Source organism: Bacteroidota bacterium, from assembly GCA_008933805.1.
Taxonomy (GTDB): Bacteria; Bacteroidota; Bacteroidia; order UBA8524; family UBA8524; genus SB11.
This window is the reverse complement of record WBUH01000002.1, coordinates 220,129-242,901: the sequence shown is the minus strand read 5'-3', so window position 1 is coordinate 242,901 and position 22,773 is coordinate 220,129. Positions and strand designations below refer to the sequence as shown.

Below are 22,773 nucleotides of genomic sequence, written 5' to 3'. Positions count from 1 at the left end.
AATTTAGATGAATTCTAAATTTAGAAAAGGTGTTGTTATTGGTTAACACACCATTAAATTTGCCCCGTTAAAAAACTACCTCTCAATATAAGTAAACACACATGAATTGGGTAATCAAAACATTATCATCGTCAATAGGTAAAAAAGTAACAATGAGCCTCACAGGCTTGTTCTTGTGCTCATTCCTTGCCGTGCACCTTAGCGGGAACCTTCAATTACTTAAATCTGACGGTGGATTGGCCTTTAACGAGTATGCGGTTTTTATGACCACATTCCCCGTGATCAAATTCATTTCATACGGCTTGTATGCTACCATTTTGTACCATGCTGTTATGGGCCTTTATCTTGCCAATAAAAATATGGCTTCGCGTAAAAGCAAGTATGCGGTTGCCCCCGGCAATGCTACCAGCTTTTGGGCTAGCCGCTGGATGGGTGTTTTAGGTACCATCATCTTGGTGTTTATTGCTGTGCACATGAGCGATTTTTGGGCTGAGTACCACTGGGGAAAAGTACCTTATGCTCAATATGAAATTGATTTGAACAGCGGCCATACAATAGCTACTGACACTGCTGTAGCTCCTATTGAAGCCAAAATGCAGGAAACCTATACTCAAACTACCAAAACAATCATTGTAAAAGACCTTTACCGTGAGGTGCAAAGTGCGTTTAAGCAACCTCTGTTAGTATTGTTGTACATTTTTGCAATGGGTGCTTTGGCATTTCACTTGGTGCACGGTTTCAAAAGTGCATTCCAAACTTTGGGTGTAAATCATAACAAATACAACGGCCTTATTAAGTTTATAGGTGTTTGGGTGTTTGGTATCATCATACCCATCCTTTTTGCACTTATTCCTATTAGTATTTTCATCAGCTAATTCATTAGATAGGCTACAACAATATACTTTGTACCATATACTAAATACAGTATAAACAATGTCTGACAAATTAAATTCAAAAATCCCCGCAGGTGCCATTAGTGAAAAATGGACCAACCATAAGTTTAAACTAAAGCTGGTAAACCCTGCCAACAAACGTAAGTACGATATTATTGTAGTGGGAACCGGTTTGGCAGGTGCTTCTGCCGCGGCATCACTGGCAGAATTGGGGTATAACGTAAAGGCATTTTGTTTTCAGGACAGTGCCCGCCGTGCGCACTCTATTGCTGCACAAGGGGGTATTAACGCTGCCAAAAACTATAAAAACGACGGTGACAGTGTGTACCGTTTGTTTTATGATACCGTAAAAGGTGGTGACTACCGCGCCCGCGAAGCAAACGTTCACCGTTTGGCGGAGGTGAGTGTGAATATTATTGACCAATGCGTGGCTCAAGGAGTTCCTTTTGCCCGTGAATATGGCGGCTTGTTAGATAACCGTTCATTTGGCGGCGCTCAAGTATCTCGTACTTTCTACGCCAAAGGCCAAACCGGACAACAGTTGTTGTTGGGTGCATACAGTGCTATGAACCGCATGATTAATGAAGGCTCGGTAACAATGTATGAGCGCCACGAAATGCTGGATGTGGTTGTTGTTGACGGTCATGCACGCGGTATTATTGCCCGTAACATGGAAACCGGCGAAATTGAACGCCACAGCGGTCATGCCGTATTGCTTTGCACAGGCGGCTACGGCAACGTATTTTTCCTTTCAACCAATGCCAAGGGTAGCAACGTAACTGCTGCATGGCGTGCCCACAAAAAAGGTGCGTTCTTCGGTAACCCTTGCTACACCCAAATACACCCTACTTGTATTCCCGTATCGGGCGACCACCAATCGAAGCTGACCCTTATGTCAGAATCGTTGCGAAACGACGGCCGCGTATGGGTACCAAAAGCAGTAGGGGATAAACGTAAAGCTAAAGACATACCCGAAGCTGAAAGGGATTACTACCTAGAGCGTAAATATCCATCATTCGGTAACCTTGTTCCCCGCGACGTGGCCAGTCGTAACGCAAAAGAAATGTGCGACGAAGGCCGTGGTGTTGGTTCAAGCGGTTTAGCAGTTTACCTTGATTTTGCTGATGCTATCAAGCGTTTAGGCAAAGCAGCGGTAGAAGCTAAATATGGTAACTTGTTTGACATGTACAAACAAATTACGGGCGAAAACCCTTACGAAGAACCCATGCGTATATATCCTGCCGTTCACTATACAATGGGCGGTTTGTGGGTAGATTATAACTTGATGACTACTGTACCCGGCTTGTATGCTTTGGGTGAAGCTAACTTTAGCGACCACGGTGCTAACCGTTTGGGAGCATCTGCTTTGATGCAAGGTTTGGCCGATGGTTACTTCGTAATTCCTTATACTATTGGTGATTACTTGGCCGATGTTGAGCGTAAGCCTGTATCAACCGACTTGCCTGAGTTTGCTGAAGCTGAGAATGTAGTGAAAGAACGCATCAACAAGCTGTTGAGCATACAAGGTACTGAGAGCGTTGACTATTACCACAAAAAACTGGGTAAAGTAATGTGGGATAAATGCGGTATGGCCCGTAACGAAAAAGGCTTGAAAGAAGCTAAAGAAGAAATTCGTGCCATCCGTGAAGAGTTTTGGAAAAACGTACGTGTAACCGGTACCGGTGCCGAACTAAATCAAGAGCTTGAAAAAGCTGGCCGCGTGGCTGACTTTTTAGAGCTTGGCGAATTGATGGTTGACGATGCTTTGCACCGCAACGAATCATGCGGCGGTCACTTCCGTGAAGAATACCAAACCGAAGACGGTGAAGCAAAACGTGATGACGAAAACTATTCATACGTTGCCGCTTGGGAATACAAAGGCGACGGACAAGCCGAAACTCTTCATAAAGAAGACTTGGCGTTTGAAAACGTTAAACTAACCACTAGAAGTTACAAATAAGAAACAGTTTACAGTTTTAGGCTTACAGTTTTAAGTTGAAAGGCAATCACCTAAATCTTAAAACATAAAACTTAAAACCAACTAATAAACAGGAAACTTTAAACTGAAAACAGAGAATATGAACCTTACACTGAAAGTTTGGAGGCAAAAAAACAGAAATACTGAGGGTAAATTTGAAACCTATCCTGCAAAGGATGTTTCGCCCGATATGTCGTTTCTTGAAATGCTGGATGTGGTGAACAACGGCTTGGTGCGCGACGGCAAAGAGCCTGTTGCTTTTGACCACGATTGCCGCGAAGGTATTTGCGGTAGTTGCAGCATGTATATAAATGGCCGTGCACACGGACCCATTAAAGGTGTAACCACCTGCCAGTTGCACATGCGCAGCTTTAACGAAGGTGAAACCATTACCATTGAGCCTTGGCGTGCAAATGCATTTCCTATTATCAAAGATTTGGTGGTAGACAGAAGTGCTTTTGACCGCATACAAAGGGTTGGCGGTTATATTTCAGTAAACACAGGTTCAGTACCTGATGCTAATGCTACACCTATACCTAAAGACAATGCCGACGAGTCATTCAACATGGCGGCTTGTATTGGTTGCGGTGCTTGCGTTGCCGCTTGCAAAAACTCATCAGCAATGTTGTTTGTGGGTGCTAAAGTAAGCCAGTATGCATTGTTACCTCAAGGACAATCTGAACGCGACAACCGTGCATTGAACATGGTAGAACAAATGGACGAAGAAGGCTTTGGTGCTTGTACCAACACCGGTGCTTGCAGCGCTGAGTGCCCCAAAGAAATTCCTCTTACGGCTATTGCCCGCCTGAACCGCGAGTATTTACGCGCCAGTTTGAGCAAACAACTTAAATAAGTCAATCGATTTTATAGAAAAAGGCCCTGCAATATTGTAGGGCCTTTTTTCGTATAAACTTACGCTTAAGTCCTTGTTAAATATCGTAATTAGTTTAACTTCGTACGTTAGGAATTTTATATACTTTTAACTCCTTACCCCCTCTTTTAAAGTGAAAATGAATTTGAAAAAACATATACTCTCCCTTTTAGTAGTTTTTCTTTCAACGTTCTCTTACTCGCAGGTTATCACTCCCACTCCGGCTTCTGCCGTTGATACTGCTTGTTTGGGCGATACCTCATTTGCGCAGGTATTATTTTATAACAACGGTAACAACCCGCTTGTTATTGATTCAATAGTATCCCCCGGAGGAGGTTTTGGCCATAAAGGTGCTTTCCCTATTACTATTAGTATTGCATCAACTTATCCCAACAACTTTTACCCTGTAGATTTTTACTACTTTGGTTCTACGTTGGGCTTGCACAGGGATACGTTTTACGTGTACACAAATGCTGCCAACGTTCCCCGTCCTTTTAAGCTGGCCGCATCTATGTTTTATGTGCCCAGCCCATCGCCCTCTTTTACCGTTAACGATACCGACCAATGCCGCAATGCAAATAGCTTTGTATTTACCAATACTTCGACTATAACATCAGGTACTATGACCTATGATTGGTTTTTTGACGATGCCACTACATCAACAGCAACATCACCCTCAAAAAACTATACAACGGCTGATACCTTCAACGTAACCCTTATTGCAAGTTCAAATTATGGTTGCGAAAGTGTTTACCAACGTAATGTTATTGTATTTCCCAGTGTGGCCACTCTTATCAGCAGTTCATCTACGGTGGACTGTTTAAACGAAAACTCTTTTACGTTTAATGATGCCAGCACACTTTCATCGGGTAACTATACTGTTAAGTGGTATTTTGGCGACGGGGACTCGAGTACCCAATCAAACACCTCTCACATTTACACCCAAGACTCATCCTCATTTAAGTTGCGTTTGGTAGCCACCAGCGATAAAGGTTGTACTACATCAGATTCTCAGGATATTTTTGTGTACCCCTCTCCCATCGCATCGTTTAATATCAACGATAGTACACAATGTCTTAACGGCAACTCGTATGCATTTACCAGTACTTCTACCGTTAAAAGCGGTGGTTTAACTTATAACTGGAATTTTGGTGATGCCACCTCGTCAACCGCAACTAATCCTTCTAAAAACTATCTTACTTCGGGTAGTCGAAATGTGAGGTTAGTGGTGCGTAGCGACTTTGGTTGCCCCGATACCCTTATTAAACCCGTGACGGTTTACAGCAAGCCTAACGTAAACTTTAGTATTAGCGATAGCACGCAGTGCCTTGTAAACAACTTTTTCTCGTTCACTAACTTATCAAGTATTACAGCTCCTGATACGATGTTTTACTTGTGGAGGTATGGTGATGGCGGAACATCAACCGATACCAATACCAGCCATCAGTATACTGCTGTAGGCTCATACCCTGCGAAGCTTGTGGTTACCTCTAACAACGGTTGCAAAGACTCACTAACCCGCACGGATGTGTTATACCCCCACGCCGATGCTGAGTTTATTATCAACGACTCTAGCCAGTGTTTAAATACCCAAAGTTTTGCCTTTGCAAACATTTCAAGCACACCCTCAGGCGGTACGATTGCGGGCTATTCTTGGAGATTTGGAAATGGCGACACCAGCAACGTTACCAATCCTACAAAATCAAACTACGGAGCTGCCGACACATTAACTGTAATGTTGATTGCCCGTACTACCGAAACTTGCTATGATACTGCAAGCAAACAAGTGATAATTTACCCTGTACCACAGGTGAAGTTTATTATCCCTGACACTGCATTGTGTTTCAACGGACACCAGTTTGTGTTTAACGATACATCTACTATTGATTACGGAACGCTTACCCATAACTGGCAATTTGGCGATGGAGGTACATCAAAACAAGCCGATACGGTATATACCTACGCAGGCCTTTCTACCTTCTATACAGTTAATCATACAGTAACTTCTGACCAAGGTTGTGCTGCAACAGGGTTTGACAGTGTGTACTTATTCCCTTCGCCCACGGCTGATTTCTCAACTACTGATTCAACCCAATGTTTACGTGGCAACTCATATACATTCTTTGATGCCAGCTCAGTAAGCAGCGGTACTATTACACATTTCTGGAAATTTGGTAACACCGATACATCCAGCCAAATAAACCCTGTGTATGTGTACAATTATGCAGATACATTTAATGTAATATTAACCGTAACCAGCGATAAAGGCTGTACCGACTCAACCACATTAAACAGCATTGTGTACCCCCACCCTGCTACCCGGTTTACTGTAAACAACAACAATCAGTGTTTTGTAGGCAATGCGTTTAACTTTGCTGATAACTCAACCATTCCATACGGTACATTATCTTACTTCTGGGATTTTGGTGATGCTACCAATGCTAACACAACTACGTTTAATAAATCATATACCAGCGCTGATACTTTTGACATTATTTACACAGTAACCTCAGACCAAGGTTGCGATAGCTCAATTACCAGCCGTGTGTTTGTTAACCCCTCTCCTACAGCAAGCTTCACCATTAACGACAGCACCCAGTGCTTAAACGGAAACCAGTTTTTATATACAAACACCAGTACTGTTAGTAGCGGAAACCTATTTTATGAGTGGGATTTCGGTAACGGAAGTACTTCTACATCGTTCAACGGTGGAGCTATATATATAACTACGGGCAGTTACTTGGTGCGCTTAAAAGTCCGTACAAACTTTAACTGCGAAGATTCAACAAGGCATACCGCATCCGTATTCCCCAAGCCAACAGCTTCATTTGCTATTAACGACCCTATACAGTGTTTTGGAGTAAATAATTTTGTGCTTACCAATAACAGCTCTATTTCATCAGGAACTTTGACCTATTTCTGGGATTTGGGCGATGGTACCACCAGCACACAAACCAATGTTACCCACGCATACCTTGTGCCCGATACTTTTGTGGTAAGGTTTAGGGCTACATCTACCGACGGCTGTTCAGACTCAATCCAACGTAATCTGTTTGTTCATCCCGATCCTACTGCGGCATTTACAGTAGACGATAGTACGCAGTGTTTAGATGGTAACTTATTTACGTTTACCAATAACTCTACCATTGCCTCGGGTACAATGGCTTACATATGGAACTATGGCGACTTTAGTGCCGATTTGGTAGCAAACCCTCCGCCAAAAGAATACACCAATGCCGATACGTTTGATTTATCGTTGATAATTACGGCTACAGCCGGTGGCTGTGCTGATACCGCTCTTGGTAGAGTGTTTGTGTACGATACTCCTGACCCGACGTTTAATGGTCTTGCTAAGCAGTACTGTGTAAATAGTCCTGCTGTAACACTAACCCCTATGGTAGGTGGCGGAACATTTAGCGGAGATAACGTAGTAGGTAATGAATTTACACCCACTTTAATCGGATGGAATAAAATAACGTACGGGGTTGAAGTGGCCGAAGGTTGTGCCGATACAGCCACCGACTCCACTTTGGTAGTTCCTCCTCCATCATTTGATTTAGGCCCTGATACTGTTTTCTGTAAAGAGGATTTCTTTACCCTAAACGCTACTACATTAGGTGCCCAGTATCTTTGGAGTGATAACAGCAAAGACCCTACTTTCCGTATTACTTCACCCGGTACACACACAGTTTCAGTTACAAATGCTTGTGGTACTGTAACCGATTCGATACGAGCGCAGTACCTCGATTTTGCCTGCGATGCCTTTATGCCCAACGCGTTTACACCGGAGGGCAATACAGTAAACGATTATTTTAAACCCTACATTGATACCACGATAGTAAAAGGAATATTATTCTTGGTGTTTAGCCGTTGGGGTACCAAAATATTTGAAACTACAGACATTGCTACTTTAGGCTGGAACGGGTATCACAACGGTGCTCCCGCCCCTGAAGGCGTGTACGGGTATTTGCTGAGCATGACTATACAGCGTGAGGATGTACGTATTCTCAAAAGTATTAAAGGCAACTTCCACCTTTTACGTTAATATAAAAGGTTACGACATGGGGCGTTGCTTTTTTTGCTAACTTTGCGCCCCGTAATGTCCATTGTCATTAAATTTATGCAGGTAAGGGTTTGGCTATTTACTCTACTGTTGCTTGTTACAAGCACGGTGATGGCGCAGCCCCGTAATAAGGGTAATAAACCCAAGAAACCACCTGTTACTGTTGTTGACAGTGTTATAAAATATCCATCGCGTATTGAGCTAACTGCAACCGGTAATTGCATTAAAGGAACGACTGAAGTTAGCACTGAACTTAGGGTTGCCGATTCAACCATTATACCCGACCGCGTATTTCTTTACCGCCTCCCCGATACAATGCAAGAACCGGATACGGCTATGCCCGACTCTGTTTTGTTTGAAAAATCATACGAATACACCAACATTACCAATAACAAAAATGTGTTGTTCGGTTTGTTGCCGGGCAGGTATTATGCCAAAACCATGACTGCAAAGCAGGGCAAAACTGTGTTTAGTGTCCCAAGTAATGTAGTAGAAGTGAGTTTTTGCAGCAGGATTGAGTTTGCCCCGATATTTGATAGAGCAGAACAAACATTATATGCACCCGGTCCGTTTATAAATGTACAAATTGTTGAGTTTGATATTTTCGATCGAATGGGCGGAACAGCTTACTCACATAAAAACAATGATATTGTTTGGGATGGTAATTATCCCAATAAACAACCTTGTACCGCAGGTGTTTACTATTTCCATTGCTCGTACATCGATTTATCTCAAAACGATGGTGCTGCAAAAAGCCTGTCGGGCATGATAGAATTAAAGAATTAACTCATGTTTACCGGAATTATTGAAACTGTTGGTACTGTTACTAATATAGAGGCAGAGGATACCAACCTGCACTTTACTATCAACTCCGCAATTTCAAACGAGCTTAAAATAGACCAAAGTGTATCACACAACGGGGTATGTCTTACTGTGGTTGCACTTGATGCTGCCAACAGCACCCATACGGTTACGGCAATCCATGAAACCCTTATCAAAACTAATTTAGGTAATTGGCAAACCGGCAGCATTGTAAACATTGAACGCTGTATGCCTGCAAACGGACGCTTTGACGGACACATTGTGCAAGGCCATGTTGACCAAACCGCCACCTGCACAAATGTTGAGGAAGCTAAAGGAAGTTGGTATTATACTTTTGAATACGAACCAAAAGGAAATATTACGGTTGAAAAAGGTTCGATTACGATTAACGGGGTAAGCCTAACGGTTGTAAACTCAATCGATACAGGTTTTTCGGTGGCAATTATCCCGTACACCCACGAGCATACCAATTTTAAAACCCTACAAGCAGGCCACACTGTAAACCTTGAGTTTGACATTGTAGGCAAATACATTGCCCGATTATTGGGACAACGAAACTAATTACACTGTGTATAAAACAACTAAGGGGTGAACTGACGTTCACCCCTTAGTTGTTTTTATGCTTTTATTATAAAGCTTATTTGCTCATTTCAGCAAAGTTTTGGAAGAAGTAAGGAATGGTTTCAATACCTTTTAAGTAGTTGAAAATACCATAGTGTTCGTTGGGCGAGTGCAAAGCATCGCTATCCAAACCAAAGCCCATCAATACTGATTTTAGTCCAAGTTCTTTCTCAAACAACGCCACAATAGGAATACTACCGCCACCGCGTGTTGGGATTGGTTTTTTGCCAAAAGTGGTTTCCATTGCTTTGCTTGCAGCTTTGAAAGGTATTGAATCAGTTGGGGTGATTACAGGCTCGCCACCGTGATGAGGACGAACTTCAACTTTAACCGATTTAGGAGCTACTTTCTTAAAGTATTTCTCAAACTTCTCGGTAATCTCATCTGCCGATTGATTAGGTACCAAGCGCATTGAAATTTTAGCAAACGCCTTTGAAGGCAATACAGTTTTTGAACCTTCGCCTGTATATCCGCCCCAAATACCGTTTACATCCAATGTTGGGCGTGTACCGGTACGTTCAATCGTACTGTAACCGGTTTCACCATGTACATCATCAATTCCCAAATCTTTCTTATATTCTTCTAAATCAAATGGGATTTTATCCAACTCTGCACGGTCTGCATCGCTTACGGTTTGTACATTGTCGTAAAATCCTTCAATGGTAATATGACCGTTTTCATCGTGCATGTCAGCTATCATTTTACACAACACATTAATAGGGTTACCAACACCCCCACCGTAAACACCAGAGTGTAAATCACGGTTAGGACCGGTTACTTCTACCTCAACATAGCTTAATCCCCTCAAACCAACATCTATAGATGGAGTATCGTTGGCAATCATAGAAGTATCAGAAATCAACACCACATCAGCCTTCAACATCTCTTTCTTTTCTTTAATAAAAGTGCCCAAATTGGCTGACCCAACTTCCTCTTCGCCTTCAATCATAAATTTCACATTGCAAGGCAGGGTATTGGTTTTCATCATGTATTCAAATGCCTTTAAGTGCATATAGAACTGTCCTTTATCATCAGCACTACCACGTGCATAAATCTTTCCGTCGCGCACGGTAGGCTCAAACGGAGGAGTATGCCATAAATTATCCGGTGATGAAGGTTGCACATCATAGTGACCGTAAGTTAGTACGGTAGGTAATGACGGGTCTATTATTTTTTCTCCATATACAATAGGGTGACCGGCAGTTGGAAAAACCTGCACATTATCAGCACCGGCTTCGCGCATTTTATCAGCAACAAAATCAGCGGCACGCTTCACATCGTCCTTAAATGCTGAATCGGCACTGATAGAAGGAATGCGAAGAAGGTCAAAAAGTTCATCCAAAAACCTTTGTTCGTTGTTCTTAATGTATTCTAATGGTGTCATAGTTGTATAAAAAGTGTTGCCATACAGTGGCAGTAAGGCAAAAATAGTGTATCATCGCCACAATAAAAGTTTTTTTAAAAAGTTAAACTCATATGCAACCCAAAAAAATTTAGCGCGTCTATATCTTTAAAATACATGCACTAGACGTTTATCCTTAAATTATGATAAACGCTAAATTTTTATAATTTTGTAATTTACCAATAGGCAAGTACGCACTAACTCTATGAAAAAATACATACTAAGTCTTTTAGTTGCCCTTTTAGCAGGCATTTCCACCCAGGCGTGGGGACAGTTGAAACCACCGCCACCAGTTAATCCGACTATTACTGATATTTGGAAATTTGCCCCAAAGCTTGATACAGGACGCCACTCAGCAGCTTCTTTTGTGATTGGTACCAAGCTTTATGTAATAATGGGCGATACCACCAGTTGGTATTTCAGGGGTCGTATTGTAGCAGCTACATGGGCCTACGATACGGTTGCCAAAACATGGACTCGCAAAGCTCCTTTCCCCGGTAAACTACGTATTGGTGCTGCTGGCTTTAGCTTAAATGGCAAAGGCTATGTTGGTGGCGGACGTAATTTTATGAAGCCTGACTCTTTAGGTGGCTCAATTTACATGCAAGGAACTACCTATAATATAGTTTCAATGGCCCCAAAAACTTGGGAACGTCAAGACTTTACAGTTACCTATACAAATGCAAAAGGTGATTCATTGTTGAAGGATTTTTGGGAATATGACCCCGCCTTGGACAAATGGACCCAAAAGGCAGATATCCCTGGTACCATAATGGGTAGGGCGTATCCTGTAGCTTTTGCTTTTGGTAACAAAGGATATATTGGTTTAGGATATGACAATGGTCGTATTAAAATTCAAGCCAACGGTGCCCCAACATCTGAAGTTTTAGGTCCTTACATTGATAGTATTAAACATACTCAAATTAGTTCAGGTCCTCCTCCGAAATTTAAGATAGATACTATAATGCGTCAGATACTTAAAGTAACTGCCGACTCAATTTACACAGATAGTATTTTTTACAAAAAAGACTTGTGGGAATATGACCCAACTAATAACACATGGACTCAAAAAACTGATTTCCCTGGTAAAGCAAGGGGTTACTCAACTTCATTTGTTCTATATGATAAAGTATGCGTAGGTTTAGGTATCGGTGACTCAGTTAAAAACGCAATGTTTGATGACTTCTACGCCTTCACTCCTCCAACCAACTCTTGGAAACGTATTGCAGATTTCCCGGCCTCTAAACGTTATGGTGCAGGCGGTTGGGGTATTGGTTTCCTTGGCTATGTTATCAACGGTAACGATGGTTTGGATCGTAAAGACTTCTACGAATACAACGATATTTCACAAACTTGGGATCGTTTGCCAAACAAACCTGATTCAGCTCGCTCATTAGCGATTGCCGGTGTTATTGGTCGCACAGGATATTACGGTACTGGTGCAGGTATAAAAAAGAGCTACGATAATATGTTTACTTGGTTGATTGATACCAACCGTGTTACTATTACTTCAATTCCAGCAGGTCCGTTCTGCGGTGGCCAAACAATTGCTATAGGCTACAAAATATCATCAGGTATCACACTTGGTTCAGGTAACATTTTCACTGTTCAAATATCTGACTCACTGGGTAGCTTCTTCTTCCCTGTTGATTGTGGTACATTTACAACCACTAATGCCTCTGGTACTTTCAACGTTGTGATTCCCGGAACCACCCTTGAAGGTAACTCCTACAAGTTTAGGATAGTGGCATCGGAGCCAAAAATGACAGGAACACCCACAATGGCTTCATTTGCTATTCGCCAATTGCCTAGTATAGTTGGTGGCCCTTACGCCCAATCATCTTGCTTAAAAGCTGATGCGATGTTTATCGTAAACGCGGGTGGTACAAACCTTACCTACCAATGGCGAAAAGGCGGTGCTCCTATTTCTGACGGTGTAAAATATGCTGGAACAAATGATGACTCGCTAATTATTAAATCAACTGTTATGGGTGATGCCGGTACTTTTGATGTGGTTATCAGCGGTACATGTACCCCTTCTGCTACTTCTCCATCTGCAACCCTAACTATCCAAAACATACCTCCTGCAACTATTACACTGCAACCACAAACCGACACTATTTGTGAAGGTGATTCAGCTAAGTTTAAAGTTGCAGCGACAGGTACTGCGGTTAACTACCGTTGGTTAAGAGGTTTAGATACCCTAAATAATAAAGATACCGTAAGGAACAGCCCATTTGTGTTGGGTGCAACTACTAACGAATTAACTATCACCCCTTCACGCTTAAGCGATTCAGGCTGGTACCGTTGTCTTGTATTTGAAAACTGTGGTTCAAAAACATATTCTGACCCTATATACTTAGGTTTCTATTTGAATACCGAAATTATTGACCAACCTAAAAACATTGATACCGTTGAATTTGTAAACATCGGATTTAAAGTATCAGCGAGGGGTGAGAACTTGAAATATGAGTGGTATAGGGGTACTACTAAGCTTAATAACGGTACTAAATATGATGGTGCTGATACAGATTCATTAACAGTTAAAAACCTTCAAATGGGTGATGTTGGTTTCTACCAATGCTACGTTACAGGCGATTGTGGTACTTTGAAAAAGTCACTACTTGGATTGCTTGAAATCGACCCAATGCCTGTAATTACTCAGCAACCTATTAACACAAGCGATTGTGAAAAATCAACTGTATTCTTCTCAGTTAAAGTTGATGGTGCAAACATTACTTACAAATGGCGTAAAGGTGGTACTCCACTAACAAATGGTGGTAAAATATCAGGCGCTGATGAACGTACTTTAGTAATTACTAACATTGATGCCAGTGATAATGGCTCATACGATTGTGAAGTAGCTACAGGTCCTTACACTAAAGTTATTTCTTCAAGTGGTACCTTGATTGTAAAACCAACTCCTCCAAAACCTGTTATTACTCCATTCGGTCCTGATTTCATACAATCTAGCACAAGCGGTGATATTTACCGTTGGTACATTGATAACGTATACGAGCCCGGTTTAACAGTTCAAACTCCAAAAGTTACTGTTATTGGTGACTACCGTGTTCGTGTAACCAAAGACGGTTGTATCTCTGAATTGTCAGACCCTTACTTCTGGTTCCCAACAACAGGCATTGCTAACATCAATGCAGGTAACCTAAACTTGTATCCTAACCCTGCAACCAACAACGTTGAAGTTGAAATTCCTTCAGCAATTACAGCAGGTACTGTTAAAGTTTACGATATGTTGGGTAAAGTTGTTATCGAGAAAGACTTTACTTCTTCTGGAAACTACTCACTAAACATTGCCCAATTACGCGAGGGTATGTATGTAGTAGCAGTTGTTTCTGAAAATAACTCATACGTTGGCAGGTTGGTTAAACAATAAACCCACAATGCCGATAACGCAAAGCCGCCCCAATACGGGCGGCTTTTTTGTTTATCGTATGTTGATATTTATTTATAAGCCCTAGCCTTGCCAGTACTTAACTTTGTTGCTTCCGTATCATGGCTTTGAACATTAATATCGACTTTCTTAACGAATTGAACGAACCACAAAGGCAAGCGGTGGAAAACACCGACGGCCCTGTGATGATAATTGCCGGCGCAGGCTCAGGTAAAACCCGTGTGCTTACGTATCGTATTGCATTTTTGATGGCTAAAGGGGTTGACCCTTTCAACATTTTGTCGCTAACCTTTACCAATAAGGCTGCAAAAGAAATGAAGGAGCGTATTGCCAAATTAGTTGGCAATGAAGCACGCAACCTTTGGATGGGCACCTTCCACTCAATTTTTGCTAAAATATTGCGTATCGAAGCTGATAAACTAGGCTATCCTACCAATTTTACCATATACGATACTGATGATAGCAAAAGCCTGATTAAAACCATTTTGAAAGAAATGGGGCTGGATGATAAAGTATATAAACCCGGTATGGTGCTAAACCGTATCTCAAGCGCGAAAAACAGCTTAATTACTGCACAACAGTATTTCAATAGCCCTGAATTGGTTGATTATGACCACAACACAGGCAAACCTAAAATTGCTGAAATCTTTTTGAACTATACCCAGCGCTGCTTTAGGGCAGGTGCGATGGACTTTGACGATATCCTGCTAAAAACCCATGAATTACTGAATCGTTTCCCCGATGTGGTAAACAAATACCAGCACAAATTCAGGTATGTGATGGTGGATGAGTTTCAAGATACCAACCATGTGCAATATGCCATTGTTAAAAAGCTCTCTGCCGTTCACCAAAACCTTGCGGTGGTGGGTGATGATGCTCAAAGTATTTATGCGTTCCGTGGTGCTACCATTAAAAACATATTAAACCTTGAGAAGGACTACCCTGAATTAAGGGTTTTTAAACTTGAGCAGAACTACCGCAGTACCCAAACTATTGTGAATGCTGCGGGTGCAGTAATTGCCAATAACAAAGAGCAGCTGAAAAAGAATGTTTGGACGAGCAATGAAGAGGGTGAAAAAATAAAGGTACTACGCGCCACTACAGATAACGAAGAAGGCAAGATGGTAGCAGAGGGTATTTTTGAAGAGAAAATGCGCTACCGTCGCTACAATAGCGATTTTGCCATACTGTACCGTACCAATGCACAATCAAGGCCGCTGGAAGAAGCCTTGCGTAAAATGAATATTCCCTATAAAATTTATGGGGGTATGAGTTTTTACCAACGCAAAGAGGTGAAGGATTTGATTGCCTATTTGCGCATGACGATTAACCCAAGCGATGAAGAGGCGTTGAAACGGGTGATTAATTATCCTGCAAGGGGAATTGGGAAAACCACTATTGACCGTTTGGTGGTATTGGCCGACCAAAACCAAACCAGTTTGTGGGAGATAGTGAACAACTGCAACAACTTTCCCGATTTGAAGGGTGCTATCAGCAACCTGAACGATTTTAAAAACATGATTTTGAGCTTTACCGCACTGGCAAAAAAACAAAATGCCTATGATGTTGCGGTATATATAGCCAAGCAAACAGGGCTACTGAAAACCCTGTACGAAGATAAATCGGTAGAGGGGGTGAGCCGTTATGAGAACCTTGTGGCATTGCTGAACGGTGTAAAAGAATTTACGGAAGACGATACCCGCGAAGAAGCAAAAACTATTGACGTTTACATGCAGGACATTGCCTTGCTAACGGATGCCGATAGCGAGGATGAGAATGATATGGACCGTGTGAAGTTAATGACGATACACGCGGCCAAAGGTCTTGAGTTTCCTGTAGTATATATAGTGGGACTTGAGGAAAACCTTTTCCCTTCTCAACTATCCTTAAACAGCAGGCAGGAATTGGAAGAAGAACGCCGCTTGTTTTATGTAGCGATTACACGTGCCGAAACAAAACTTACGCTGGCTTTTGCCACCTCGCGTTTTAGGTTTGGCAGCATTACTTATTCTGAACCCAGCCGCTTTATTACCGAAATTGACGAGAAGTATCTCGCGCTTGACCCTCGGATGCTAAACATAGCAAACACTGCTACAGTAAGGCCGCAAACAAGCGGGGGCTATAACTTTAAAGCAGTAAACAAACCAACTTCACCCCAATCAAAACCTACCAGTACACCAAGTTTCACCTCAAGTATAAAATCACAGGTATTGAAACCTGTTTCATTTACTCCCGACCCAAATTTTACCCCCGATGATACCAGTAACTTGGAAGCGGGCATGAAGGTAATCCACCAGCGTTTTGGGCCCGGTGATGTATTACGTGTTGAAGGTGCCGGTGATAACCGCAAAGCCACTATCTTATTCAAAGAAGCAGGTGAAAAACAATTGGTACTAAAGTTTGCAAAGCTGCAAATTGTGGGGTAATATGTAATATTTATAGAATATCAATGGCCAAATTTTTAGAAGGGAATGACTTAAATGCAGGTTTAGAAGACTTGTTCGGGAACGCTAAAAAGTCATTAATACTTATTTCACCTTATATTAAGCTTCATCAAAGGTATATTTCTGTTTTAAAGAACCAGATTAATGAGCATGATTTAAAAATTACCATAGTATTTGGCAAAAACGAAGATGATTTATCGAAAAGTATGCAGGAGGACGACTTCAACTTTTTTAAGAGTTTCCCGAATATCGAGATAAGATATGAAAAGAATTTGCATGCCAAATATTACGCAAATGATAAGTCAGCGATTATCACATCGATGAATTTGTATAGTTTTTCGCAGGATAATAACATTGAAGCGGGAATATTACTTAAAAGCTCACTAGTAGGATTTGGAACTGGAGATAATTCTTTAGATGAAGAAGCATGGGACTATTTTAAACGTGTAATTCAGCAATCGGAGTTGCTTTTCAAAAAAGAACCTACTTATGAGAGTGGTTTTTTGGGTATTACAAAAAAATATAAATCTTCAACCATACACACAGATAAGCTAACTGACTTTTTTGATGAAATCAACATTTCACAGCCAGCCAAAAAACAAAAATTGGGAAATGACACCAAAAAAGAAAGTCGTTCCAAACTAATAATCAAATCTGGCTTTTGTATAAGAACCAGAAAGCAAATTGTATTTAATCCAACTCGACCTCTTTGTGACGAAGCATATTTAAGTTGGGAGAAATTTAGCAATAAAGATTATCCAGAAAAGTATTGTCATTATTCCGGTGAGCCTTCGAACGGGGAAACTTCCTTTGCAAAACCCATTCTAAAAAAGAATTGGAAAAAAGCAAAAGAAGAATTCAAACTATAATAGTAGGGTACCACAACCCTCATAAACAAAAACAGCCCCTTCATTAAGGGGCTGTTTTTGTTTATAGCTCTGTTATTCGCCGCCTCATGCAAGTGTGCTGTTAACCAAATCGTGCCATTTCTTAATCAACTGTAGTTCTCCACTTAATAAAAAGTTACTGCGGGTTGCATCATAAAACACCAAGCTGGTTTCAGGGGTGTTAGCATCAACATAAGAAAATACCAGCTCTAACCGCACAACCGAAGTTTTATCCTCATTTTTTACCTCTACCACACGGCATCGTTTCACGTTGTGCAGGTTAATTTCATTCTTTGCAAAACTTCCCCCTTCTTTAGCTACATATAATAATTTTCCCGCACTCTTATAAATACCTATTACAGTATTGCTCCAAAAATCGTGGCTATCTAAAGTGTACTTGTTTGAAACTGCATAATCATCTAACTGCTTGATAAACTTTTTCTCTGAGTTAGCTTTTAACCTGTTAAAGTATATGATTGGGCCGCACAAGGCAACCAACATTATTGTTCCTATTATTATTACTGAAGTATCCATTTATTAATCAAATTATAAAAAAGCAAAACATACCAAGGGCACAGTCGCACCGATGGCTAATCATTAAAAAACTGTTTGATGATTACTTAGTTATAAGTGATAATGAAACGGATAGATGAGCTGGGTAGCGATGGGACGTACCTGCCATTTTTGTAAACAGGCCGTGTATTGCCCGCCCAACTGTAAAAGAACTGCCGCACGGCTTTTATTACCCGCCACAAACTCCTTAACAGCACTTTTACTACACAGAGGCTGACCGTTTTCTAAATTACCGGTAAGATTCTCCTCGTGCAGGTTGGCGCAAAAGAAACTGCTCTTTTCTACAAAAAAGCTCTTTTGTTGATGGTGGGTACTATCAGCAGATGCAACAAAAACAGGCTGTGATGCTGTACTGTAAAACAGCCCTACTAAAAAGCACAAAAGAGTAGCCCATGCAGAAATTGTGCGTGCCTCTTTTGTTTTATACATGGTGCAAAGATAAACTCTTTTGTATATCTCTTTACCTTTTCACCTCGCGTACTACCCCTTCAAGGCTACCTTTGCGCCTACCCCATGCCGCTATTTCTTCTAACAGGGGCAATAAAGTTTTTCCTTCCTCGGTCAATTCATACTCTACCCTTGGCGGCACTTCCGGATAAATAGTCCGCTTCACAATATTGTCCCGTTCAAGCTCTTTTAATTGCAGGCTCAGCATCTTTTCAGTAATCGGTGGTATCAGCTTTTTCAATTCACCAAACCGTTTGTTGCCCTTGCGCAAATACCAAAGCACAATAGTTTTCCATTTGCCCCCTATAAAACTCATAGTCACATCCAGCGCACAGTAATAGGTCTCTCCACCAATCTCATATTCGTACTCTTTACCGTCAATAATCATAATTTCAATTTATTTTTAAACATCACCAAGCAATAGCCTGCAGCAAACCCGTCAAAAATGTTCAATACTATACTTTTTGACAGTTATTGTAAAAAGTAAATAAGCCTGCTACTTTTACAGCAAACATACAGACAAAATCAATACATAAAATATGAAAATTGCAGTGTTAGGAACCGGAACGGTAGGTGCTACCATAGGTTCAAAACTAATTGAGCTGGGCCATGAGGTAAAAATGGGCTCACGAACAGCTACCAACGAAAAAGCCCTTGCTTGGGTAGAAAAAAACGGTGCACAAGCAAGCACAGGTACTTTTGCTGATGCAGCTGCATTTGGCGAAATGATAGTTAATTGCGCAAAAGGGATTGCAACGCTTGACATTTTAGGGATGTGCGGCGAGGAAAACCTGAACGGCAAAATACTGATTGATATTGCTAACCTTTTAGACGGTTCGCAAGGCGGGCTACCTGTATTATCAACCTGCAATACCGATAGCTTGGGCGAACAAATACAACGTGCGTATCCGCAAGTGAAGGTGGTAAAAACCCTAAATACAATGTGGTGTGGCTTGATGGTAAACCCGCGTATGCTAAAAGACACCCATCAGGTGTATATGAGCGGAAATGACGCTGTTGCCAAAGAAAATGTAAAAACCCTATTAAAATCATTTGGCTGGATGGACGAGGAAATACTTGATTTAGGGGATATCAGCACAGCCCGCGGTCCTGAAATGTTTTTACCCCTGTGGCTGCGTATTTATTCGGCTACACAAAATGGTGCTTTTAACCTAAAAATTGTACGGTAAAATAACCGTCTTTTCACCCAGTCAATTTGGGTTGTTCAACTCTGTTTCACAAAGCCAAATGATAGTTCCTTTGTACTCGATGTGTGTATAATAGCTTGCTATCATAAGCTATAAATATTTGCCGGAGTAAAAGCCAAGGCAAATAGTTGTAAAAAACCTCATGAATCGCGCCCCGTGTCCGGGAGGATACCGGGGTGCATTTTTTATAAATACATAATAATACAATGTTTAATAATTGTATTGAATAGCTAAGAAAACAAAGTATCTGCCTTGATTAATACTAAAGCCCCGAAATAAACGGGGCTTTACTTGTTTATTGAGGTATGTTAGGTAGGTGTTTTTATTTCTTAACGGCACAAGTACTGATGCCGAAAATGGTATAGAGCGGACAAAAACTGATAATTGAAGTTAGGGTGAAAACAGCAGCCAATATTATTAATACAAGTCCTAATGTGCCTGTAACTGTTCCGCTAAAGTATAAGCCGGCTATTACAGCCGCAACAATCAAGCGGATAACCCTGTCAGTATTACTCATGTTTCTTTTCATACAAAATAGATTAAGTGTTTTGAATAAGTAGGGCAATGGCTACAGCCAGCCCTATGCACAAAAGGCATACTGCTGAAAACTTTATCCATTTGCTCTTAAAACTCATACACAAAACTAAAAGGCATGCAGGAAACCGTGTGTGACATTTATCACACAACTATCACATTAAACGCTGATTCTCATCAGGATTACAAGAAATTTCAGCGTTGGCGTTGGCGGTATTCTTCGGGGGTTATTTGCGCCCACTTTTTAAAGAAACGGTTAAAATAGGCAGGGTCGTCAAAACCCAATCCGTACGAAATTTCCTTCACGCTGCTTTGCGTAAGGTACAGCATCCGTTTAGCTTCCACCATTACCCGTTCTTTAATTACCTGCCCTGGGCTTTTACCGTAAAACCGTTTGGTAAGTTTTGATAATGTATTGGGTTGTATAAACAACTTATCAGCATAATAAGCCACCCCGTGCTCTTTGGTAAAGTTGCCCTCTACCAAATCCTGAAAATTGATAAGCACCGAATTATCGCTGCGGGTTTCGTCTTTCACTTCCCCGTTAATGGTCAGCATTTTTGCCCTGCTGGCTCTAATCAAAAATATCTTCAGGTAAGAAAACAACATCTCTTCCTGTGCTAAGCCCCCTTTGTCAAGCTCAGTGGTCATGGCATTTACAACCTGTTGCAATTCAGTTTCAAGTGCAGTATCGGCATATAAAAACGGAGGGCCGTAAATACCATTAAACAATACCCCGTTGCACGATACCTCGTGTCGGTGTTTCTCAATACAAAAAAACTCTGACGAAAACTCCAGCACGGTAGCCTCAAACCTCTTTCCCTTTTCAATTACAAAAGGTTGATAGGGCATCAAAAACATCAGCGTACCGGGTTTCAAAACATACTTCCCAAAATCAACCTTCACCTCCCCTTCCCCACTCTGCACCCACAAAACAGTGTACAACTCAAAAAAAGCAGGTTTACTGTTTTGTCCGTCCATCTCTACTACACTATCAGCCAGTGTAAAAGCAATTTGGTCGGTACCGGGTTTATATATACTATGTTTATGACGGTTGGTAATGGAAAACATGATTCAAAATTAAACTATTGCCATTTGCTGCAACACCTGTGCCACAGTGGCGCAGATTGCGGCGCGGGCTACTTATCCACAAACAGCCCGGGCAGCCAACTTTTTTGCAGTTTACGTAGTCTGATACTCACAATAAACAAATGCTTGCACAATTATTGCACGTGCAACAACAGTTTTTTATATTTTTGCACCCCTTTACCATTTAGAATTAAGTTATGGAGTTAAAAGATATAGTAGCAGTAGCCGGCATGGGCGGCTTGCACCAAATTGTGGGCCAACGCCCATCAGGTCTTATTTTAGAGACCATTGACGAGCAAAAACGCCGTTTCCCTACTACGCTTACCCAAAAGGTATCTATTTTAGAAGATATCGCTATGTTTACCATTGAAGGTGAAGTGCGTTTGGGCGAAGTGTTTGTGAATATAAACGCAAAAGAAGCTGAAGGTCTTGAAATACCTGCAAAAAATGCAGATAACAACGCCCTTAAAGCATTTATGGAAGCCGTATTGCCTACCTACGATAAAGAAAGGGTATATGTATCTGATATCAAGAAATTGGTAAGCTGGTACACCATACTTAAAGGCCATCTTGATTTTGAAGCGCTTAAAAACAAAGGCACTGAAGAAGAAGGCGGTGAGGCAAAAGCAGATACTAAGGCCGACTTGAAACCTGCTGCTGAAACCAAACACAAAGCAGTGAAAACTGCTGCGCCTAAGGTGAACACCAAAAACGCACCTGTGAAGAAAACTTCTACTCCCCGCAAAACAGGCGGTGGTTGATATGAAATAACCCTTTTAGGATTTTTACAAGCCATAACCTTGAAGGGTTATGGCTTTTTTTGTTGCAGAACGGTAAAAACAACACCGCCACATTATCTTTGCCGCGCATGAAACTTAGTATCGACCTTGCCTGCACAAGCAGCCCCGAATGGGTGCAAACGGTAATGAACGATTTTGACAGCTTTTTGCAAGACCACGCAAACTGCGAACGCAAAGCCAGCAATATGGCGTTGAGCTTGATTGCTAAATACCCCGACCGTTTGGAGATTATACCTGAGTTGATTGAAACTGCGGTAGAGGAGCTTGAACATTTCAGGGATGTCTATGCAATGATGCAAGAGCGGGGATTGCCGCTTGCAAAAGAATTGACTCCTGATATGTACGTGAACCAATTACTAACCTTATTGCGCACAAGCAGCATGGAACGTTTTATGGACCGCTTGCTATTGGGAAGCGTAATAGAATGCCGCGGAGCTGAGCGGTTTAAACTAGTATGGGAAGCTTTGCCCGATGGCGATTTGAAGAAATTTTACCATAGGCTGTGGGCCAGTGAGGCCAAACACGGCAATATTTTTGTGAAAATGGCCTTGAATTATTTTGACGAGACCATTGTTTACAAACGGTTAGATGAATTGATGCAGGCCGAGGCTGCAATTTTGCAATCGTTGCCATTAAAAGCAGCATTGCACTAAAAAAATTGATACTGCCATTAAACCTTTTAAAGCGGCAAGTATCAAAGGCTAGGGATTATTTTTTTTTTGACAAATA

Annotated in this window: 18 protein-coding genes; 12 read left to right on the top strand and 6 right to left on the bottom strand. The window is 41.4% G+C overall.

What is annotated here, in order from left to right; all coding sequences use genetic code 11:
- Positions 1–101 precede the first annotated feature (101 nt).
- The 6 genes from F9K23_03175 to F9K23_03150 all read left to right on the top strand — a co-directional run bounded on the left by F9K23_03175 (position 102) and on the right by F9K23_03150 (position 9,188).
- Positions 102–875, top strand: a complete 774-nt coding sequence (locus F9K23_03175; GenBank protein KAB2918160.1) for a succinate dehydrogenase cytochrome b subunit — start codon at positions 102–104, stop codon at positions 873–875.
- Between the two features lie 58 nt (positions 876–933).
- The gene (locus F9K23_03170; GenBank protein KAB2918159.1) at positions 934–2,853 is read left to right on the top strand and encodes a fumarate reductase/succinate dehydrogenase flavoprotein subunit; all 1,920 of its coding nucleotides are present in this window, start codon (positions 934–936) and stop codon (positions 2,851–2,853) included.
- A 103-nt stretch (positions 2,854–2,956) separates the two neighbouring features.
- The gene (locus tag F9K23_03165; protein KAB2918158.1) at positions 2,957–3,724 is read left to right on the top strand and encodes a succinate dehydrogenase/fumarate reductase iron-sulfur subunit; all 768 of its coding nucleotides are present in this window, start codon (positions 2,957–2,959) and stop codon (positions 3,722–3,724) included.
- A gap of 157 nt (positions 3,725–3,881) precedes the next feature.
- On the top strand, positions 3,882–7,787 hold the full coding sequence (locus F9K23_03160) for a PKD domain-containing protein (protein ID KAB2918157.1): 3,906 nt from the start codon (positions 3,882–3,884) through the stop codon (positions 7,785–7,787).
- Between the two features lie 54 nt (positions 7,788–7,841).
- Positions 7,842–8,591, top strand: coding sequence for a hypothetical protein (locus F9K23_03155; protein ID KAB2918156.1), 750 nt, complete (start codon positions 7,842–7,844; stop codon positions 8,589–8,591).
- A 3-nt stretch (positions 8,592–8,594) separates the two neighbouring features.
- Complete coding sequence (locus F9K23_03150; GenBank protein ID KAB2918155.1) at positions 8,595–9,188, top strand: riboflavin synthase; 594 nt, start codon at positions 8,595–8,597, stop codon at positions 9,186–9,188.
- A 76-nt stretch (positions 9,189–9,264) separates the two neighbouring features.
- Here the strand turns inward: F9K23_03150 and F9K23_03145 are convergent, their stop codons facing one another.
- Positions 9,265–10,632 (bottom strand): dipeptidase, encoded by a 1,368-nt coding sequence (locus tag F9K23_03145; GenBank protein ID KAB2918154.1) that lies wholly within the window; start codon positions 10,630–10,632, stop codon positions 9,265–9,267.
- Between the two features lie 223 nt (positions 10,633–10,855).
- Between F9K23_03145 and F9K23_03140 the strand changes: the two genes are divergently transcribed.
- The 3 genes from F9K23_03140 (at position 10,856) to F9K23_03130 (ending at position 17,375) form a co-directional block, all read left to right on the top strand.
- Complete coding sequence (locus F9K23_03140; GenBank protein KAB2918153.1) at positions 10,856–14,044, top strand: T9SS type A sorting domain-containing protein; 3,189 nt, start codon at positions 10,856–10,858, stop codon at positions 14,042–14,044.
- A gap of 137 nt (positions 14,045–14,181) precedes the next feature.
- Positions 14,182–16,488 (top strand): AAA family ATPase, encoded by a 2,307-nt coding sequence (locus F9K23_03135; GenBank protein KAB2918305.1) that lies wholly within the window; start codon positions 14,182–14,184, stop codon positions 16,486–16,488.
- 23 nt (positions 16,489–16,511) lie between these two features.
- On the top strand, positions 16,512–17,375 hold the full coding sequence (locus F9K23_03130; GenBank protein ID KAB2918152.1) for a hypothetical protein: 864 nt from the start codon (positions 16,512–16,514) through the stop codon (positions 17,373–17,375).
- Positions 17,376–17,459: 84 nt separating this feature from the next.
- Here the strand turns inward: F9K23_03130 and F9K23_03125 are convergent, their stop codons facing one another.
- The 3 genes from F9K23_03125 to F9K23_03115 all read right to left on the bottom strand — a co-directional run bounded on the left by F9K23_03125 (position 17,460) and on the right by F9K23_03115 (position 18,801).
- Entirely contained in the window at positions 17,460–17,927 is a 468-nt protein-coding gene (locus F9K23_03125; protein ID KAB2918151.1) for a hypothetical protein, read from the bottom strand.
- Between the two features lie 90 nt (positions 17,928–18,017).
- Positions 18,018–18,395: a hypothetical protein gene (locus tag F9K23_03120; protein KAB2918150.1), complete on the bottom strand. Its 378-nt coding sequence runs from the start codon at positions 18,393–18,395 to the stop codon at positions 18,018–18,020.
- 31 nt (positions 18,396–18,426) lie between these two features.
- A complete protein-coding gene (locus tag F9K23_03115) occupies positions 18,427–18,801 on the bottom strand; it encodes a helix-turn-helix transcriptional regulator (GenBank protein ID KAB2918149.1) in 375 nt (124 codons plus the stop codon).
- Between the two features lie 151 nt (positions 18,802–18,952).
- Between F9K23_03115 and F9K23_03110 the strand changes: the two genes are divergently transcribed.
- Positions 18,953–19,603, top strand: coding sequence for an NADP oxidoreductase (locus F9K23_03110; protein KAB2918148.1), 651 nt, complete (start codon positions 18,953–18,955; stop codon positions 19,601–19,603).
- Positions 19,604–19,943: 340 nt separating this feature from the next.
- Here the strand turns inward: F9K23_03110 and F9K23_03105 are convergent, their stop codons facing one another.
- Both F9K23_03105 and F9K23_03100 read right to left on the bottom strand, forming a co-directional pair.
- Positions 19,944–20,150, bottom strand: a complete 207-nt coding sequence (locus tag F9K23_03105) for a DUF2892 domain-containing protein (protein KAB2918147.1) — start codon at positions 20,148–20,150, stop codon at positions 19,944–19,946.
- Between the two features lie 200 nt (positions 20,151–20,350).
- Positions 20,351–21,226 carry a helix-turn-helix domain-containing protein gene (locus F9K23_03100; protein KAB2918146.1) on the bottom strand — a complete coding sequence of 292 codons (876 nt, stop codon included), beginning with the start codon at positions 21,224–21,226 and terminating at the stop codon, positions 20,351–20,353.
- A gap of 215 nt (positions 21,227–21,441) precedes the next feature.
- On the opposite strand from F9K23_03100, the gene F9K23_03095 reads away from it, so the two are divergent.
- Together F9K23_03095 and F9K23_03090 are read left to right on the top strand one after the other, a co-directional pair.
- Positions 21,442–22,005: a hypothetical protein gene (locus F9K23_03095; GenBank protein KAB2918145.1), complete on the top strand. Its 564-nt coding sequence runs from the start codon at positions 21,442–21,444 to the stop codon at positions 22,003–22,005.
- Positions 22,006–22,112: 107 nt separating this feature from the next.
- Positions 22,113–22,697 (top strand): tRNA-(ms[2]io[6]A)-hydroxylase, encoded by a 585-nt coding sequence (locus F9K23_03090; protein ID KAB2918144.1) that lies wholly within the window; start codon positions 22,113–22,115, stop codon positions 22,695–22,697.
- The last annotated feature ends 76 nt before the right edge of the window (positions 22,698–22,773 follow it).

Coding starts and splice junctions, on each gene's coding strand:
- F9K23_03175 (KAB2918160.1), top strand. CDS start 102: ATGAATTGGGTAATCAAAACATTATCATCGTCAATAGGTAAAAAAGTA.
- F9K23_03170 (KAB2918159.1), top strand. CDS start 934: ATGTCTGACAAATTAAATTCAAAAATCCCCGCAGGTGCCATTAGTGAA.
- F9K23_03160 (KAB2918157.1), top strand. CDS start 3,882: ATGAATTTGAAAAAACATATACTCTCCCTTTTAGTAGTTTTTCTTTCA.
- F9K23_03155 (KAB2918156.1), top strand. CDS start 7,842: ATGTCCATTGTCATTAAATTTATGCAGGTAAGGGTTTGGCTATTTACT.
- F9K23_03150 (KAB2918155.1), top strand. CDS start 8,595: ATGTTTACCGGAATTATTGAAACTGTTGGTACTGTTACTAATATAGAG.
- F9K23_03145 (KAB2918154.1), bottom strand. CDS start 10,632: ATGACACCATTAGAATACATTAAGAACAACGAACAAAGGTTTTTGGAT.
- F9K23_03140 (KAB2918153.1), top strand. CDS start 10,856: ATGAAAAAATACATACTAAGTCTTTTAGTTGCCCTTTTAGCAGGCATT.
- F9K23_03130 (KAB2918152.1), top strand. CDS start 16,512: ATGGCCAAATTTTTAGAAGGGAATGACTTAAATGCAGGTTTAGAAGAC.
- F9K23_03125 (KAB2918151.1), bottom strand. CDS start 17,927: ATGGATACTTCAGTAATAATAATAGGAACAATAATGTTGGTTGCCTTG.
- F9K23_03120 (KAB2918150.1), bottom strand. CDS start 18,395: ATGTATAAAACAAAAGAGGCACGCACAATTTCTGCATGGGCTACTCTT.
- F9K23_03115 (KAB2918149.1), bottom strand. CDS start 18,801: ATGATTATTGACGGTAAAGAGTACGAATATGAGATTGGTGGAGAGACC.
- F9K23_03110 (KAB2918148.1), top strand. CDS start 18,953: ATGAAAATTGCAGTGTTAGGAACCGGAACGGTAGGTGCTACCATAGGT.
- F9K23_03105 (KAB2918147.1), bottom strand. CDS start 20,150: ATGAAAAGAAACATGAGTAATACTGACAGGGTTATCCGCTTGATTGTT.
- F9K23_03100 (KAB2918146.1), bottom strand. CDS start 21,226: ATGTTTTCCATTACCAACCGTCATAAACATAGTATATATAAACCCGGT.
- F9K23_03095 (KAB2918145.1), top strand. CDS start 21,442: ATGGAGTTAAAAGATATAGTAGCAGTAGCCGGCATGGGCGGCTTGCAC.
- F9K23_03090 (KAB2918144.1), top strand. CDS start 22,113: ATGAAACTTAGTATCGACCTTGCCTGCACAAGCAGCCCCGAATGGGTG.